The 16,787-nt window shown below is 67.2% G+C and carries 12 protein-coding genes and 1 tRNA gene; 2 read left to right on the plus strand and 11 right to left on the minus strand.

Going from position 1 to position 16,787, the window contains the following annotated elements:
* Positions 1 to 9: 9 nt before the first annotated feature.
* From KK141_RS04935 to KK141_RS04945, 3 genes are all read right to left on the minus strand, one after another.
* The gene (locus KK141_RS04935) at positions 10 to 1,047 is read right to left on the minus strand and encodes a quinone-dependent dihydroorotate dehydrogenase (RefSeq protein ID WP_214570406.1); all 1,038 of its coding nucleotides are present in this window, start codon (positions 1,045 to 1,047) and stop codon (positions 10 to 12) included.
* Between the two features lie 11 nt (positions 1,048 to 1,058).
* Positions 1,059 to 1,826 (minus strand): class I SAM-dependent methyltransferase, encoded by a 768-nt coding sequence (locus KK141_RS04940; protein WP_214570405.1) that lies wholly within the window; start codon positions 1,824 to 1,826, stop codon positions 1,059 to 1,061.
* Positions 1,827 to 1,907: 81 nt separating this feature from the next.
* Positions 1,908 to 3,443 carry an aldehyde dehydrogenase family protein gene (locus KK141_RS04945; protein ID WP_214570404.1) on the minus strand — a complete coding sequence of 512 codons (1,536 nt, stop codon included), beginning with the start codon at positions 3,441 to 3,443 and terminating at the stop codon, positions 1,908 to 1,910.
* A gap of 165 nt (positions 3,444 to 3,608) precedes the next feature.
* Here KK141_RS04945 and KK141_RS04950 point away from each other — a divergent pair, with 165 nt between their 5' ends.
* Positions 3,609 to 3,875: a hypothetical protein gene (locus KK141_RS04950; protein ID WP_214570403.1), complete on the plus strand. Its 267-nt coding sequence runs from the start codon at positions 3,609 to 3,611 to the stop codon at positions 3,873 to 3,875.
* A gap of 26 nt (positions 3,876 to 3,901) precedes the next feature.
* On the opposite strand, the gene KK141_RS04955 is transcribed toward KK141_RS04950, so the two are convergent.
* Positions 3,902 to 3,978: transfer RNA gene (locus KK141_RS04955), tRNA-Arg, on the minus strand.
* A 242-nt stretch (positions 3,979 to 4,220) separates the two neighbouring features.
* Between KK141_RS04955 and KK141_RS04960 the strand changes: the two genes are divergently transcribed.
* Positions 4,221 to 6,680 carry a membrane-bound PQQ-dependent dehydrogenase, glucose/quinate/shikimate family gene (locus KK141_RS04960; RefSeq protein ID WP_214570402.1) on the plus strand — a complete coding sequence of 820 codons (2,460 nt, stop codon included), beginning with the start codon at positions 4,221 to 4,223 and terminating at the stop codon, positions 6,678 to 6,680.
* 169 nt (positions 6,681 to 6,849) lie between these two features.
* On the opposite strand, the gene KK141_RS04965 is transcribed toward KK141_RS04960, so the two are convergent.
* The 7 genes from KK141_RS04965 to KK141_RS04995 form a co-directional block, all read right to left on the minus strand.
* On the minus strand, positions 6,850 to 8,265 hold the full coding sequence (locus tag KK141_RS04965) for a hypothetical protein (protein ID WP_214570401.1): 1,416 nt from the start codon (positions 8,263 to 8,265) through the stop codon (positions 6,850 to 6,852).
* 227 nt (positions 8,266 to 8,492) lie between these two features.
* Positions 8,493 to 10,745, minus strand: coding sequence for a TonB-dependent receptor (locus KK141_RS04970; protein ID WP_214570400.1), 2,253 nt, complete (start codon positions 10,743 to 10,745; stop codon positions 8,493 to 8,495).
* Positions 10,746 to 11,043: 298 nt separating this feature from the next.
* Entirely contained in the window at positions 11,044 to 12,603 is a 1,560-nt protein-coding gene (locus KK141_RS04975) for a PepSY-associated TM helix domain-containing protein (protein ID WP_214570399.1), read from the minus strand.
* A 7-nt stretch (positions 12,604 to 12,610) separates the two neighbouring features.
* Positions 12,611 to 12,871, minus strand: a complete 261-nt coding sequence (locus KK141_RS04980; RefSeq protein WP_214570398.1) for a hypothetical protein — start codon at positions 12,869 to 12,871, stop codon at positions 12,611 to 12,613.
* The gene (locus KK141_RS04985) at positions 12,868 to 13,128 is read right to left on the minus strand and encodes a hypothetical protein (protein WP_214570397.1); all 261 of its coding nucleotides are present in this window, start codon (positions 13,126 to 13,128) and stop codon (positions 12,868 to 12,870) included. The genes KK141_RS04980 and KK141_RS04985 overlap by 4 nt, the downstream gene beginning before the upstream one ends.
* Before the next feature lie 3 nt (positions 13,129 to 13,131).
* The gene (locus KK141_RS04990) at positions 13,132 to 15,318 is read right to left on the minus strand and encodes a TonB-dependent siderophore receptor (protein WP_345777564.1); all 2,187 of its coding nucleotides are present in this window, start codon (positions 15,316 to 15,318) and stop codon (positions 13,132 to 13,134) included.
* Between the two features lie 324 nt (positions 15,319 to 15,642).
* Complete coding sequence (locus KK141_RS04995) at positions 15,643 to 16,785, minus strand: alpha-D-ribose 1-methylphosphonate 5-triphosphate diphosphatase (RefSeq protein ID WP_214570396.1); 1,143 nt, start codon at positions 16,783 to 16,785, stop codon at positions 15,643 to 15,645.
* Between the last annotated feature and the right edge of the window lie 2 nt (positions 16,786 to 16,787).

Genomic DNA, 16,787 nt, shown 5'->3' on the forward strand with positions numbered 1-16,787 from the left:
GCGTAGCGGTCAGCCGGCATCGTCGTCCTCGCCCTGGCGGCGGATTTCATCCACGCATTCGCCGATCAGCTCGGGACCGCGATACACCATGCCGGAATACAGCTGCACCAGCGCCGCGCCCGCGGCGATCTTGCCGGCCGCATCGGCGCCGTCGAGGATGCCGCCCACGCCCACGATAGGCACGCGCTCGCCCAGGCGGCGGCGCATGCCGCGCAGCACTTCGGTGGAGCGCGCATACAGCGGGCGCCCGGACAGGCCGCCGGTTTCGTTGCCGTGCGGCGAGCTGGCCACGGGGCCGCGCTCGATGGTGGTGTTGGTGCAGATCAGGCCGTCGATGCCGGTGGCGAGCAGCACGTCGGCGATGCCGTCCAGTTCCGCTTCGGCCAGGTCCGGCGCGATCTTCAGCAGCATCGGCTTGCGCTTGCCGGACTGCGAGCCCAGGCGCTCCTGCGCCTCGCGCAGCGTCTCGATAAAGCGCCGCAGCGTGGCTTCTTCCTGCAGGTCGCGCAGGCCCTGGGTGTTCGGCGAGGAGATGTTCACCGTCACGTAGCTGGCGTGCGCATACACGCGCTCCAGGCAGAAGAGGTAGTCGTCGACCGCCTTGTCGTTCGGCGTGTCCTTGTTCTTGCCGATATTGATGCCCAGCACGCCGCGGTAGCCGGAGCGCTGCACGTTGCGCACCAGCGCATCCACGCCGGCATTGTTGAAGCCCAGGCGGTTGATCACCGCCTCGTGCCGCGGCAGGCGGAACATGCGCGGCTTGTCGTTGCCCGGCTGCGGGCGCGGCGTGGTGGTGCCTACTTCGACGAAGCCGAAGCCGAGCGCGCCGAGTGCGTCGAGATGGTCGGCGTTCTTGTCCAGGCCGGCGGCGAGGCCGACCGGGTTGGGGAAGTCGATGCCGAACACGCTGACCGGCAAGGCCTGCGGCGGCCTGGCCACCACGTGCAGGAAGTTGCTGCGGTGGGCCACGTCCAGGCCGTACAGCGTGACGCGGTGCGCCGTTTCCGCGTCGAGCGCGAACAGCAGGGGGCGAAGATAGGAATACATGCGTGCGGTGCTTAGCCTGGGTGGCCCACGTAGACGCGGGTGTCGTAATCGAAACTGATCTGGCCGTTGCGCGCGGTGGCGTCGAACAGCTCACGCAGCGCCTGCATCATCGGCGCGTGCTGCGGATGGTCTTCCTTCGGCGCATACGAGGACGACATCAAGCGCCCGCGCAGGCTGTCGAAATCCAGCTGCTGGCGATGCTCGAAACTGCCGGTGCCGCGGTAGCCGTCGCCGAACCAGGCGCGCATGCGCGGCTCGTCGGCGTAGCGTTCGGCCACGCTGGTGTAGTCGGTGCCGTAGCGCTGCAGCAGCGCCTCGTAGCCTTCCAGGAACGGCGTGCCGACCAGGCGGCGGCTGTTCCAGTAGATCGCCGCCAGCCCGTGCGGGCGCAGGATGCGCGCGAACTCGTGGCGGGTGGCGTCTTCGTCGAACCAGTGGAAGGCCTGCGCCACCGACACCAGGTCCACGCTGTGCGCGGCCAGGCCGGTCTTGTCGGCGCGGCCGTCCAGGGCGCGGAAGTGCTGGTCCAGGCCCAGCCATTTCTCCGCCGCGGCGCGCATGGCCGCATTGGGTTCCACCGCGATCACGCGGTAGTCGGCATCGAGAAACAGCTTGCTGGAGATGCCGGTGCCGGCGCCGACGTCGGCGACCAGCCATTGCGGCGTCACGCCGTGCTCGCGCTGCAGCCAGTCCAGCATCGCCCTGGGGTAGTCGGGGCGGTAGCGGACGTAGTCCTCGACGCGGTTGCTGAATCGTTCCGTGGCTTGCAGATCGGTCATGGCGCTAGTCCTTGGGACCTCAGTGGGAGCCACCGGTATCTATGTAAAGAGCGCCCGGCGCGTGGCCGGGCGCCGTCGCACTTACAGGTCGAACTTGATGCCCTGGGCCAGCGGCAGCGAATCCGAATAGTTGCTGGTATTGGTCTGGCGGCGCATGTACACCTTCCACGCGTCCGAACCGGATTCGCGGCCGCCGCCGGTCTCCTTCTCGCCGCCGAAGGCGCCGCCGATCTCCGCACCGGACGTGCCGATATTGACGTTGGCGATGCCGCAGTCCGAGCCGGCCGACGACAGATACTGCTCCGCCGCCTTCAGGTCGCGCGTGAAGATCGCCGACGACAGGCCTTGCGGCACGTCGTTCTGCAGTTCGATCGCTTCGTCGAGGCTCTTGAACGGCATGATGTAGAGGATCGGCGCGAAGGTTTCCGTCTGCACCACGTCGTCGCCGTTCTTGACGCCGGTGACGATGGTCGGCAGCACGAAGTTACCCTTGCGCTCCGTCAGCGCGGCGCCGCCGGTGAGCACCTTGCCGCCGCTGGCCTTGGCCTTCTCCACGGCGCCCAGATACGCCTGCACGGCGTCCTGGCTGTTGAGCGGGCCCATCAGGGTGGTGGCCAGGGTCGGATCGCCGATCTTGCCTTCCACCTGCTTGTAGGCGGCGACCAGCTTGTCGGTCACTTCGCCGACGATGGACTCGTGCACGAACAGGCGGCGCGTGGTGGTGCAGCGCTGGCCGGCGGTGCCGACCGCGCCGAACACGATGGCCGGAATGGCCAGCTTAAGGTCCGCGCTCGCGTCCAGGATGATGGCGTTGTTGCCGCCCAGCTCCAGCAACGAACGGCCCATGCGGCGCGCCACGCGCTCGCCGACCATGCGGCCGACCTTGGTGGAGCCGGTGAAGCTGATCAGCGGGATGCGCTTGTCGTCGACGAAGCCCTGCGAGAGGTCGGTGCCGGCGTCGTTGAACAGGAAGAAGATGTCCGGGAAGCCGCCGGCCTTCAGCGCTTCGTTGCAGATCTTCATGGTGGCGATGGCCGACAGCGGGGTCTTCGGCGACGGCTTCCAGATGCAGATGTCGCCGCAGATCGCCGCGAGGAAGGCGTTCCACGCCCACACCGCCACCGGGAAATTGAACGCACTGATGATGCCGACCAGGCCCAGCGGGTGGTACTGCTCGTACATGCGGTGGCCGGGGCGCTCCGAATGCATGGTGTAGCCGTAGAGCATGCGGCTCTGGCCCACCGCGAAGTCGGCGATGTCGATCATCTCCTGCACTTCGCCGTCGCCTTCGGGCTTGATCTTGCCCATCTCCAGCGCGACCAGCGAGCCGAGGGCGTCCTTGTGCTTGCGCAGCGCCTCGCCGCACAGGCGCACGGCTTCGCCGCGGCGCGGGGCCGGCGTGGTGCGCCAGGTCTTGAAGGCTTCCTGGGCGCGCTTGACGATGGTTTCGTAGTCGGCGGCGCTGGAGGCGTGCACGGTGCCGATCACCTCGCCGGTGGCCGGATTCACCGGCTGCAGCGCGCCGGCATCCGCCGTGCGGGACCATTCGCCCTGGCCGAGATAGGTGCCGGAATGCTCCGCGCCGATACCGAGCGCCTTGAGGATTTCGTGGGACATGCTTGCTCCTGGACCGTGGCGCCTGGGGGCGCGCTGAGGTGGGTTTGGGATGGGTGGAAAAGGCTAATTCTAGCAGGCCGGCGAGGAGGCACCCGAGATGCACTCGGTGGCAGGCCATGGTGCGCTGCGCCATCGGGCTGGCAAGGCATCGTCTGCGCGCTGGTGATGACCTTCGTGCTGGGCACGGTGTTCACGCCGCTGAGCCTGTCGGAGTATTTCTCCTCGCCGACCACCTGGCGCTATCTGCTCTCCAACGCCACCACCTATCGCATCGCGGGCGATCTTCCCGGCGTGACTTTGCGCGACGGCGCCTTCGCCGATGTGATCAACGGCAGTCTGTGGACCATCCTGGTGAAGGCGCCGGCGATGGCGCTCAAGCAGCGCATCGCGCGCAAGCCGCTGGAGCCGGTGGCGGGCGAGGCCGCTTCGTAACAAGCCGGCCCGCCGCCGGCAAAAAGTGGTGCCCCCGATACGATTCGAACGTACGACCTTCCCCTTAGGAGGGGGACGCTCTATCCAACTGAGCTACGGGGGCAACGGGCGGCAAGTATAGAGGAAGCGGCCCCGGCGCGAAAAAGCGGCGGGACGCGGCGCTTTTCCCGGCGCCATGCGCGGTCGGCCGGCGCGGCTCGGTGTGCGTTCATCGGCATGCGCCATAGTCGGGCGTCCGGCAAGCATGCGCTTGGCGTCACGAAACCCCAACGGCAGCTTGTCAACCATGTGGTGCTGACCATCTGGCGACGACCCGCCGTTCGATACGCGACAAGGGAAGAGCGAATGGAGACGAAGTCCCGGCCGGCCGCCGCGCTGTGGATCACCGCGGCAGTGTTCGTACTCCTTGGGCTGGCCCTGCTGGCCGGCGGCGCATGGCTGCTCCTGCTCGGCGGTTCGCCGTACTACGTGCTGGCCGGCGCGGTGCTGATCGCCACCGGCTGGCTGGCGTGGCGAGGGAGCGGCCTGGCGCTGGGGCTGCATGCGCTGCTGCTGCTCGCCACCTTGCTGTGGGCGATCTACGAAGTGCGCTTCGACTGGTGGCAGCTGGTGCCGCGGCTCGCGGTGTGGTTCGTGCTCGGCATCTGGTTGCTGTTGCCGTGGGTGTCGCGGCGCCTGGAACCGGATCCGGAAGCGGCCTTGCGCTGGGCGACCGGCACCTTGCCGCTGTGGGTGGCGATGGCGGCAAGCGTGGCCGTCGGTGCGGTGGCGTATTTCACCGACTACCACACGCTCGCCGGTGCCATGGCCGACGAGAGCATGGGCGCACCTGCGGCCGCCGACGCCACCGGCACGCCGCCGAACGACTGGACCGCCTATGGCCGCTCCGGCTACGGCGACCGCCATGCGCCGGCCGCGCAGATCACGCCGGAAAACGTCGCGAAACTGCAGGTGGCGTGGACCTTCCACACCGGCGATCTCAAAGGCCCCGGCGATCCCACCGAGATCGCCAATGAAGTCACCCCGCTGAAAGCCAACGGCATGCTGTACCTGTGCACGCCGCACGACATCGTGATTGCGCTGGACCCCGACACCGGCAAGGAACGCTGGCGCTACGACCCCAAGATCAACCGCGACGCCAAGGGCTATCAGCACATGATCTGCCGCGGTGTGGCGTATCACGATTCCGGCGCCTACGCCGCGCAGGCTGCCGTCGAAGGCGTGGCGCCGGTGGCGCCACCGCCGACGCCTAAGGGTGCGGTGATGGCCGAAGCGATCCATTTCGACAGCTGCCCGCGCCGCATTTTCGCGCCCACCGCCGACGCCACCGTGATCGCGCTCAATGCCGACAACGGCCAGCCCTGCACCGACTTCGGCGATCACGGCGCGATCGGCTTGAACCAGGGCATGGCGATGACGCGGCGCGGCTTTCTCAATCCCACCTCGCCGCCTACGGTCACGCGCAACGTGCTGATCGTGTCGGCCAGCGTCACCGACAACGAATCGACCGACGAACCCTCCGGCGTAATCCGCGGCTACGACGTCACCAGCGGCAAGCTGCTGTGGAACTGGGATGCGGCCAATCCCGCCAGCACCGAGCCGCTGCCGGCGGGTGCGCACTACAAGCACAACTCGCCCAATGCCTGGAGCGTGTCCAGCGTCGACGAGAAGCTCGGCCTGGTCTATCTCCCGATGGGCAACCAGACGCCGGACATGTGGGGCGGCGACCGCTACCCGGAAGGCGAGCGTTTCAGCAGCGCGATCGTGGCGCTGGAGATTGCCACCGGCAAGCTGCGCTGGGTCTACCAGACCGTGCATCACGATCTGTGGGACATGGATATCGGCGGCCAGCCCAGCCTGGTCGATCTGGACACGCCGCAGGGCAAGCGGCCGGCGCTGGTGGCGTCGACCAAGCGCGGCGATATCTACGTGCTGGACCGGCGCGACGGCAAGCCCATCGTGCCGGCGCCGGAGCAGCCGGTGCCACAAGGCGCGGCCACCGGCGACCGCACGTCGCCGACGCAACCGTTCTCCGAATTGAGCTTCACGCCGGGGCGTCCGCTGCGCGAAGCGGATATGTGGGGCACCAATCCCTACGACCAGCTGATGTGCCGCATCAAGTTCAAGCGCCTGCGCTACGACGGTATCTTTACGCCGCCGTCGGAACAGGGCTCGCTGGTGTATCCGGGCAACTATGGCGTGTTCGACTGGGGCGGCGTGGCGGTGGATCCCGCGCGGCAGCTGCTGGTGGGCAATCCCAACTACATGGCCTTCGTGTCGCGGCTGATCACGCGCGAGAAGGAAGAAGCCAAGAGCGCCAAGGGTTCCACCGGCGTCGAGCACGGCCTGCAGCCGATGCTGGGCACGCCATTCGCGGTCGACCTGCAGCCGCTGTTGTCGCCGCTGGGCATTCCTTGCCAGGCGCCGCCGTGGGGTTATGTGGCGGCGGTGGATCTGCGCAACATGCGCAAGGTGTGGATGCACCGCAATGGCACGGTGGTGGACAAGGCGCCCCTACCGATTCCGCTGCCGCTGGGCGTGCCAAGCCTCGGCGGCATGATCACCACCGGCGGCGGCGTGGCTTTCATGGGCGCCGCGCTCGACGACTATCTGCGTGCCTACGACGTGCGCGACGGCCGCCAGCTGTGGCAGGCGCGGCTGCCGGCGGGCGGGCAGGCGACGCCGATGAGCTATGTCTCCGACCAGACCGGGCGGCAGTACGTAGTGATCATGGCCGGCGGCCATGGTTCGCTGGGGACGAAGATGGGCGATGCCTTGGTCGCCTACGCATTGCCCAAGCCGTAGGTTGGGGTGGCAACCCCAACGTCGCTGCGCATCACAGATGCAACGATGTTGGGGTTACGGGCTGCATCGGCAGCCCGCCCTTCGGGCCATCCGCTACGCGGATGTTCGCTACGGCATCCTGCCTTCGCAGTCGCCTTCGGCTCACCCCAACCTACGCCAGCGTTGATGCCTACAGCACCCGCATGAACGCCACCAGGTCCTGCTTCTCCTGCTCGTTCAACTTCGTGCCCAGCACCAGGTTGAAATACTCCACCGTGTCGTCCAGCGTCAGCAGCCGCCCATCGTGCAGATACGGCGGCGTGTCCCTGATGCCGCGCAGCGCGAAGGTTTTGATCGGACCGTCCGCGCCGGCCATCATGCCGTTGATCATGCGCGGCTTGTAGAAACGCTCCGCCTGCAGGTTATGCATGTTGCCATCGGTGTAGTAGGGCGGCGTATGGCAGCCGCTGCACTGGCCCTTGCCGAAGAACACCGCCTGCCCGCGCAACTCCTGCTCGCTCGCTTTTGCAGGATCGAGCTTGCCGTCCCAGGCCAGCTTGGGCGCGGGCGGGAAATCCAGGATCTCCTGGAACTCCGCCATGAAATGCACCTGGCTGCCGCGATCCAGAATGTTGACGCCTTTCTTGGTGGCGATCACCGGATCGCCGTCGAAGTAGGCCGCGCGCTGTTCGAACTCGGTGAAATCCTCCACCGTCTTCAAGGCGCGCTGCGAGCCGAACAGCCGCTGGATGTTCACGCCGCGCAGCGACGGTGTCTCGATGCGGTGGCGGAATTCCTGCGGGCGGATGTCACCCACCAGGTGGGTGGCGCCATTGGTGCTGCCGTTGGCATGGCAATCGAAACAGGCCACGCCCAGGCTGGGCCGTGCGGAACGGCGGTCGCCGGTGGCATTGAACTGCTGCTGCGGAAACGGCGTGACCAGCAGGCGCAGGCCTTCCAGCTGCTTCGGATTGAGAATGCCGTTGAACAGCTCGTAGTAGTTGTCCAGCGTGACCAGCTTGCCCTTGGAGACATCGCCCAGGTCCGGACGCGTGGTGAGGAAGATCGCTTGCGGGAACTCCGGCAGGATGTGGTCCGGCAGGTCGAAGTCCAGGTCGAAGCGGGTCAGGTCGCGGTTGTCCTGCTGCTTGATCCGCTCGATCTCGACATGCGGAAACACCATGCCGCCTTCGGGATGGTTGGGATGCGGCAGGGGCAGGAAACCGGAGGGAAACAGATCCTTGTTCTTGATCTCGTCCGGCGACATATCGGCAAGCTGCTGCCAGCTGGTGCCGGAGCGGAGTTTCACCCGCACGCCTTCCTGCACCGGCTTGCCGCGCGACATGGTCACGCCTTTGGCCGGCTTGTCGGCGAGGTCGTAGCGTTCCTGCAGCAGGTTCTTCTGGCGTTGCATGACGCCGGCCTTCGCCTGCGACATGCGTTGCATGGTGGTGGCGAAATCCGGTTCGATCACCGGCGCGTAGCTGCTCGGCGGCGGCTTGCGGGAAGAGTCGGCTTGCTGGCTCTGCACCGATCCGGCCACAGCGAAGGTCACGGCGATCGCCAGCGCGAGTCGCCGGCCGTGCTTTACGGTTGCGCGTTTCATGGGGCCTCCCTTGCGTTGGGTAGCAGGCGGCCTGACGTGTCCCCTTGGTAATGAAGCCGCCTGCCGCGAGCCTATGCCTCGTCGGCAGCCATGAATAATTGATTGATCGGATCGAAACGATCGACGGTTTCTATGCGCGTGAAGCATGCGTGCAACGCGCGTCCAGGTTCCGTCGAACCGGCGTGGAGCACGGAAAAAACGCAGGGATTCTCCGTGCTCCGGTCCGCTCAGAAACTCAGGTCCACCGACAGGAAGCCCTGCCGCGGCGCACCCACCAGCAGCGACTGGAACGTGCCGTTCGGATCGCTGGTGGTGAAGCCGTTGCTGTCGATGGTGGCGATGTATTTCTTGTCGAGCAGATTGCTGACGTTGAGCGAGACCTCGAGATTCTTGGCGAAGCCGACGTTCTTGCGCTCCCACGACAGGCCCGCGTCCCACAGCCAGAAGCCGGCGATGCGCTGGTCGTTGACGTAGGTGTAGTAGCGCGCGCCGGTGTACTTGGCGCCGAGCGTGGCGCGGAACTCGCCGAAGCGGTATTGCAGTTCGCTGGCGAACATCTGCTTCGGCGAATCGACCACGGTCTTGCCCTTGGTGTGGATCAGCGCGCCGGCATCGAGATAATCGTCCTTGTACCTGGAGTCGTTGTAGGTCAGCGAATTGAGCCAGCGCAGCGCATCGAGCGGCTGCCACACGAAGGTGAACTCGGCACCCTTGGAGTTGACCTTGCCCACGTTGGCGATCTGGTTCGGGCAGCTGACCACGCCGGCGCAGGGCACGATCACCAGCAGCCGGTTCTTGAAGTCGATGTTGTACAGCGCCAGCGAGGACTGCACCGTGGCATCGACATAGCGCACACCCAGCTCGCTGTTGCTGGAGCGCTCCGGGCGCAGCGTAGTGCGCAGGCTGTCGAAAGTTTTCTGGTCCGACGACCAGGCGCCGTTCGCGCCCGGCTCGTAGGCGTTCTGGTTCATCGAGAACGAGGCGAAGCCTTCCCAGCCGCCGCCGAACTTGTAGTTGGCGCCGACCTGCGGCAGGAAGCCGCTCTCGGCCTTCAGCGCGCCGCTGGCGCGGCCGGGCAGCAGGGCGATGGCATTCGTGGTGACGTTATGGCCCTTGAAGCCGGCGTCGATGCGCAAGCTGTCGTCGAGCAGCGACCAGCTGTCCTGCAGATACCACTGGCGGGTCAGCGTCATGAAGCGCTGGCGGAACAGCGCGTGGTAGTAGGTGTCGTAGATCTCGCGCTGGCTGATCGGGCCGGACAGCGGGTTGGGTTCGAAGCTGCGCGCGATGGTGTAGTGGCTGTTCTCGAACCAGAAGCCGCCTTCCAGATGATGGTCGCCCAGGTCGTACGACAGCGAATTGACCATGCCGCCGCGCGTCATCAGGTAATGCGAAAGCCGCAGCGCGATCGGCGCCTCGCCCGGCCCCGGCGTGTAGGGCAGGTCGGATGCAGGCGCGTACCAGTGGCCCTGGCCCAGGTCGTGGTGGTAATACGGCTGCACATTGAGCGTGAGATGGTCGTTGAGGAAGAACTCGCCCTTCAGCGAAGCGATTTCGTCCTGGCGGATGCCGTTGCCGTTGTAGTAGGTGTCGTCGGCGCTCTGCACGCAGCCGCTGTACTTGCCGTTGGCGATGTCCACCGAGCGTTGCCAATCGGGCGCCAGGTAATCGAACTTGTAGCCGCAGCGCTTGAGCGAATCCAGCGACAGGTCCAGATAGGCCTGTTCGATGCGGCGGGTGACGTCGAGCAGGCCGGTGACGCGGCCGCCGGTCCATTCGTACATGGCCTTGGTATTGAGCTGGCGCTGGGTCTGCGCGTCGTCGCCCTTCCACTTCGGCGCATCGACGTACATGCCTGAGATATACGCGCTGAAGCCGCCGAGGTTGCCGGTGTCGGCGCGCAGATAGCCGCGGCGGAAACCGTAGGAGCCGCCGGTGGCATTGAGGCGCACGCCGGGCAGGCTGCTGGGGTTGTCGGTATACAGCTGCACCGTGCCGCCGAGGTTGCTGGTGGAGGCGGTGCCGAGCGCACCCGAACCCTGGGCCAGTTCCAGCTCGGCCAGGTTTTCGCTGATCCAGGCGCGGGTGACGCTGAGGCCGTCGCCGGAGTGGTAGTCGGTATTGCCCATCGGGATGCCGTCCAGCGTGTAGCCCAGCTGCGTGTGGTTGAAGCCGCGCAGGCTGATGCGCTGCGACCACTCGTCGGTGCCGAAGGCGTCGTTGGAAACGAAATGCACGCCGGGCAGCTTCTGCAGCATCTGGATCGGGCTGGTGCCGGGCGCGGCCTGGTCGATCTGCGCCTTGTCGATCTGCTGCACCTGGCGCGTGGCGTTCTGGCCCACCACGGAAATGGTTTCCAGGACCTTGGCGTCCTTGGCCGCGGCGGCATCGGCGGCCGGCGGCAGGTCGTCGGCGGCGTGCGCCAGCAGCGGGAGCGCGGCGAGCAGCGCCAGACAGAGCGGGGTACGGGACGGCTTCATGGGGCGCGGGACCTTGGCTGAGATGGGCGGTACGCCGCTGACACGCCGGCGTGCGGCGCGCATCTTGGTCCAGGGTGGTTGCGTGCTTTCTGCGTGGATGCGACAGGCGGGGGGAGTTGTCTAGACATCCTGCATCCCCCTCTCCCCAGCGGGGAGAGGGTTGGGGTGAGGGGGACCTACGGAGCGGTGAAGCGAGAACGCCGGATCGTGCTTCGCCTTGTCGATGCGTTACCGCGAGCCCCGGCCCCTCATCCGGCTGCCGCCACCTTCTCCCCTCCGGGGAGAAGGGTTTGATTAGTTAGGCTTCGTAAGCCCACACGCTGTTGGCATCCCCCTTCACCGCACGCTGCCAGCTCGCCCGCGCCAGCCACGCGAAACCGATGCCCAGTGCGATGCCGGTCAGATCCACCCCCAGCACCGCCAGCGACTGCGGCGTCCACGGCTGGCTCCACGCCGGGGCATTGCGCAGCAGGTCGGCGATCGCCACCGCCACGTAGGCCACCGCGGCGAGCAGCAGCAGTTCCACCGCCGCGCGCGCCACCGGCCGCACACAGGCATACGCCACCGCCAGCGCCGCCACGCCATAGCAGGCGGCCTGCTGCGGCACGGCCGGATCGATGCCCAGCGCCTGCGCAAGCATCGTCGCCGCGAAGGCTGCCGCAATCCCCGCGCAGGTGCCCAGGCACACGCCCAGGCTGGCCCGCGCCATTACCAGCGTCTTGCGCGGCTGTTCGGCGTGGCGGCGCTTGCGGCGCGATTCGATCCACAACAAGTTGCCGGAATAGAACAGGAACGCGCCCGCCAGCCCGAGCAGGAAATACAGCCACTGCACCGCGCGCCCGCCGAAGTTGCCGAAGTGCAGCGCATAGATCGACGAATTGACCAGCCCGTTGACGCTGTGCGCATCGCCCACGTGCTGCTCCAGCACCGCGCCGGTGGAGCCGTTGAGCGCGATAGTGCCGTAAGTGCCCAGCGTGCGCTCCGACACGCCGCGCACCTGCACCAGGGCGTTGGCGTCGCCGTAGTGGTCGTAGTGCACGTAGTCCGGTTCGAAGCGGGTGACGCCAAGCGACAGCGCCGAGGCACGCGCGCGTTCGATCAGCGCTTCGGCCGAAAGCATCGGCGCTGCTTGTCCGCTGGCCTGCACCGTGGGTGCGGTGCTGATCGCCTTGGCGAAGGCATCGCCCAGCTTGCCGTCGAAGGCGACCAGGTTGAGCGCGGCGAACAGCGGCACGAACAGGCACATCAGCGCGCCGGTCACCGCGAAAATGATATGGAAGGGCAGGCTCAGCACGCCGATGGCGTTGTGCGCGTCCTGCCATAGCCGCTTGAGGTTGCGGCCGGGGCGCAGCGCGAACAGGTCGCCCAGCAGCTGCGGCAGATGGATCAGCAGGCCGGAAATCAGCGCCAGGCCGTAGATCACGCTGACGATGCCCATCAGGTACAGGCCCACCACCGGAATACCCAGCGAATCGTGCAGCGCGTAGACGAAGTCGGCGAGCTGGCCGCGGGTGGCGCCTTCGTCGTCGGTGGGGCGATCCAGCTTGTCGGCGGTGGCGAAATGTTCCTCGCCGTCGTTCCAGTACGCATACGGACCCTGCGCGGTGCCCGGCGGCGCCAGCACGATGCCGAAATCCTTGGCGGCTTTCGGGTGCGCGGCGAGCAGGCGGTCGATCATGGTCTGCACGGAGACGTCGCGCGCCGGCTCGCTGCGCCACGGCGGGCTTTGCCACAGCGCGATGTCGTGATGGAACACGGTGAGCGCGCCGGCATAGAACGCCACGAACAGCGCGAAGCCGGCGAGCAGGCCGGTCCAGGTGTGGACGGTCTGGAAGGTGCGGATGGTGGAGGATTTCATGCGGGCCTCATGCGCCGGCGAGGTGGCGCGACAGCCACAGCAGAACGAACACCGCGCCGTTGGCGGCAGCCAGCATCAGCCACGCACGCGCGCCGCTGCGGAACATATAGCTGCCCGCCATCACGCCCACCCACAGCGGGAAGAACAGCAACAGCACGGGGATCAGCCAGTCCTGCCCATGCCGGGGCAGCCAGAACAGGCACAGTGCCAGCAGCATCCCCGACAGCGGAAAGCCGAGCACGGTGCCGGCCAGGCAGCGCGCGATCATCGCCGTTCCCCGCGTCCCGCATACCACGCCGCGTAGGGCAGGCCGACCCAGCCGAGCATCAGTGCGGTAAGCGCGGTGAACAGCCCCGCGCCCAGGCCCAGCACGTCGATCCACGCCCCGGCGCCGCTGGCCGCGAACGCCAATGCCACCAGCCGTATCCACGACGGCAGCGGCCGGGCGCGCAGGCGCTGCTGCGGGCTGGCCAGGTAGAACAGCAGCGCGCTGGCGAAACACAGCAGGAGGGCGGCGGGCACCATGGCTCAGAACCGGTACGTCAGGTTCAACTGCCACGCGGTCGGCGCGCCGTAGTAGCCCTGCGCCCAGTACAGGCTGGTGATGTATTTGCGGTTGGTCAGGTTGTCCAGGTTGAGCGTGGCGCTCCACGACGGGTCGAAGTCGTAGCGCGCCATCAGGCCCAGCAGCGCGTAGCTGCCCTGGGTGGTGTAGATCTCGCGGCCCTGCGTATCCAGCGCCAGCTGGTCGCGCACGATGCGGTCCTGCCAGCGCAGCGAGCCGCCGATCTTCAGGCCGGGGATCCACGGCAGGCGATACGTGGTGTTGATGCGCAGCGTGCGGCGCGGCACGTAGGTGCGCACGTTGCGGTCCCGGTCGTCCTCGATGCCGAGCTGGGTGATGCCGGCGCTGGCTTCCCAGTCCGGGGTGATCTGGCCGGCGAGATCGAATTCGTAGCCGGTGGAGGTGGCGTTGATGCCGCGGTAGTAGTTCTGCGCGGTGGCCGGGTTGATGCCTACCGACTCGGCGTAGTTGTTCTGGCGCGAGCGGAACACGGCGAACGAGGCATTGAGGCGGTCGTCCATCCAGGCGCCCTTGATGCCGGCTTCGAGGTTGTCGCCGGTGACCGGAGCGAGTACGCGGTTGTTGATGTCCATTTCGGTCTGCGGATTGAACAGCTTGGCGTAGCTGGCATACAGCGAGTAGTGGGCGTTGAGGTCGTAGACCGCGCCGACGAAGGGCGTGGCCTTGGTCTTCTCGTACGCATGCGGTACGCCGTAGTTCTGGCCGGTGCTCTCGATATGGGTAAGGGTGGCGCCGGTGATCAGCTTCAGCGAGTCGGCGAGGTTCCAGCGCGCGGTGGCATACGCGCTGCGGCGGCGGATGTGGAACTGCGCGCTGTTGTAGTAGGCGTTGAAGGCGGGCTTGGCGTAGCGGCCGTTCCAGTCCCACAGCGGCGGCAGCGCGGTGCCGATGTCGGCGGAGTAGCCGGAGAGCTGGTCCACGTCGCTCTTGCCCGCGTTCACGCCCAGCACCAGCTCGTGTTCGCGGCCGCCCAGCGAGAACGGGCCGCTGGCGTAGACGTCGGCGTAGTACTGCTTCTCGGTGCTGTTGTACTGCGAGGGGTAGCTGAAAAGCCCCAGGCCGGTGGCCGCGTCCGGCGTGCCGTAGATGTAGAACAGCTCGCTGGCGCCGACCAGGCGGCGGTAGTTGAGCGCGGCTTTCACACTCCAGCCGTTGGCGAAGTCGTGCGACAGCGACAGGTACGACTGCGTGTTGCTCATATCCCAGCGCGACCAGTCGGCGGCCGTGCTGGTGGAGCGGCGGTAGTCGGTGGGTGTGCCGTCGGTGTTGTACAGCGGCAGCGCGCCCCACATCGGGCTCTTGGGCGAATTCTTCTGCCAGGTGATGCCGGCCGAGAGCAGGGTGTTCGGCGTCAGGTCCGCTTCCAGCATGCCGGCGGCCACTTTCTTGCGCACCGAATAGCGATCGAGATAGCTGTCGCTTTGCTGGTCGGCCAGCACCACGCGGCCGCGCACGCTCTTCGACGCATTGAGCGCGCCGGACAGGTCGCCGTCCAGCCGCCGGTTGTTCCAGCTGCCCACGGTGGCGCCCACGCTGCCCTGCAGGTCGGCGGTGGGGCGCTTGCGCGCGAAATTGATGGTGGCCGAGGGATTGCCGGTGAACGACAGCAGGCCGTTGGCGCCGCGCAGCACTTCGATATGGTCGTAGATGGCGGTGTCGATATCGCCTTCCTGCCCGCCGTTGGCGAACGGCATGCCCAGCCCGTCGGTCAGGAAGTTGGTGATGTCGAAGCCGCGCGCGGTGTAGTAGGTGCGGTCGGTTTCGATCTTCTCGACATTGATGCCGGTGGTGCGGCCGAGCACGTCGTTGACGTTGTTCAGGCCGAAGTCGTCCATCTGCGCACGCGTGACCACGCTCACCGACTGCGGCGTCTCGCGCAGCGACAGCGGCAGGCGCGTTGCACCGCTGGCGGCGGGCACGGTATAGCCGTGGTCGTCGACGTTGGCGGTGGCGCTCACGCCTTCGAGCGTGGTGACGCGGCGCTGGTCCTTGTTGTCGCTGTCGGTGGCGGGCGGCTCGGTGGCGAGCGCCGGTGCGGCGAAGGCGAGCAGGCAGGCCAGGGTGAGAGCGCTGCGGCGGAACGAGGGAGAAGCGGGGGAGTGGCCGGCCACGGGTGCGTCCTTGAGCACGGTGCTTCCATGCGGGAGGCACCGTTGATGAAGAAGGAGCGGCTGGGTCGGCGGAGCGACGTGGCTTGCTGCGGGGTTGTCAGTCCCAAATGATAATGATTCTTATATGGAGAGGGCAAGTATTTGGGCGGCTAAACGAAGAGATCCTTCTCCCCGTTGGGGAGAAGGTGGCGGCAGCCGGATGAGGGGCCGGGGCTCGCGGTAACGCATCGACGGGGCGAAGCATGATTCAGCGCACCCGCATCACCGCTCCGTAGGTTCCCCTCACCCCAACCCTCTCCCCGGAGGGGAGAGGGGGCCAGGTTGTCGTTGGGTAGAAGGTTGTCAGAACGCCGCCGCGCCGCTCACCCACACATTGCGCACGATCGGCAAGCCATCCATCGCCCGCATCCGCACCAGGTCCGCGCGCATGCCCGCACGCAGCGACCCGCGGTCGCCGAAGCCCAGCGCCAGCGCGGGATTGGACGACACCGTCGCCATCGCCCGCGGCATCGACCAGCCCGCCTGCGTATGCAGCAGGAAGGCGCCGTGCAGCAGGCTGGCCGGCACGTAGTCGGAAGACAGCATGTCCAGCCGGTCGCTTGCCGCCAGCGCCAGCGCCGCGACATTGCCGGAGTGCGAACCGCCGCGTACCACGTTGGGTGCGCCCATCACCGTGGCCAGGCCCAGCCGGCGCGCGGCATCGGCGGCCTCGCGGGTGGTGGGAAATTCGCTGATGCGCACGCCGATGCGGTGCGCATGTTCGACCTGGGCCGTGTCGGTGTCGTCGTGGCTGGCCAGGATCGCCCCGTGCGCGCGGGCCAGATCCAGCACCGCCTGCTCGTGCCGCGGGCTGTACACCGCCTGCTGTTCGGTGCGCTTGCGCACCACCTCGGCGAATTCGTCTTCGGTCCAGGTCATGCGGTTCTTGCTGTAGTACTTGCGGTATTGCGCGATGTCGCGGTATTGGCGCTGGCCGGGCGTGTGGTCCATCAGCGAGACCAGCCGCACGCTGCGATGGCTCATCAAGGGTTCCAGCGCTTCCATCAGGCGCGGATAGGCCAGCTCGCAGCGCAGGTGGATCCAATGGTCGGCGCGCAGCGCGCCGCTGGCCTGGCCGGCGAGGATGGCGTCGTAGGTGCCGCGCAGCGTTTCGATGCGCACGCTTTCTTCTTCCAGGTCGCCCACCGACAGCGCGTCGAACACGGTGGTGATGCCGGCGGCGATCACCTGCGCGTCGTGCGTGAGCACCGCCGGCAGCGCCGGCCACAGCACGCCGGCGCGCGGCATCAGGTGCTTTTCGAGATTGTCGGTATGCAGCTCGATCAGGCCGGGGATGACGTAGTCGCCTGCGCAGTCGATCGCGCCGGGCGCCTGCGTCGGGCCTTCATCGATCAGGCGGATAAAGCCGTTGCGGGCGATCAGCGTGCCGTGCAGCACGCGGTCGTCGAGCACGAGGTTGGCGTTGGTGAGTACCAGGTCGGTCATGG

This window comes from Dyella sp. LX-66 (assembly GCF_018599165.1).
Taxonomy (GTDB): Bacteria; Pseudomonadota; Gammaproteobacteria; order Xanthomonadales; family Rhodanobacteraceae; genus Dyella_D; species Dyella_D marensis.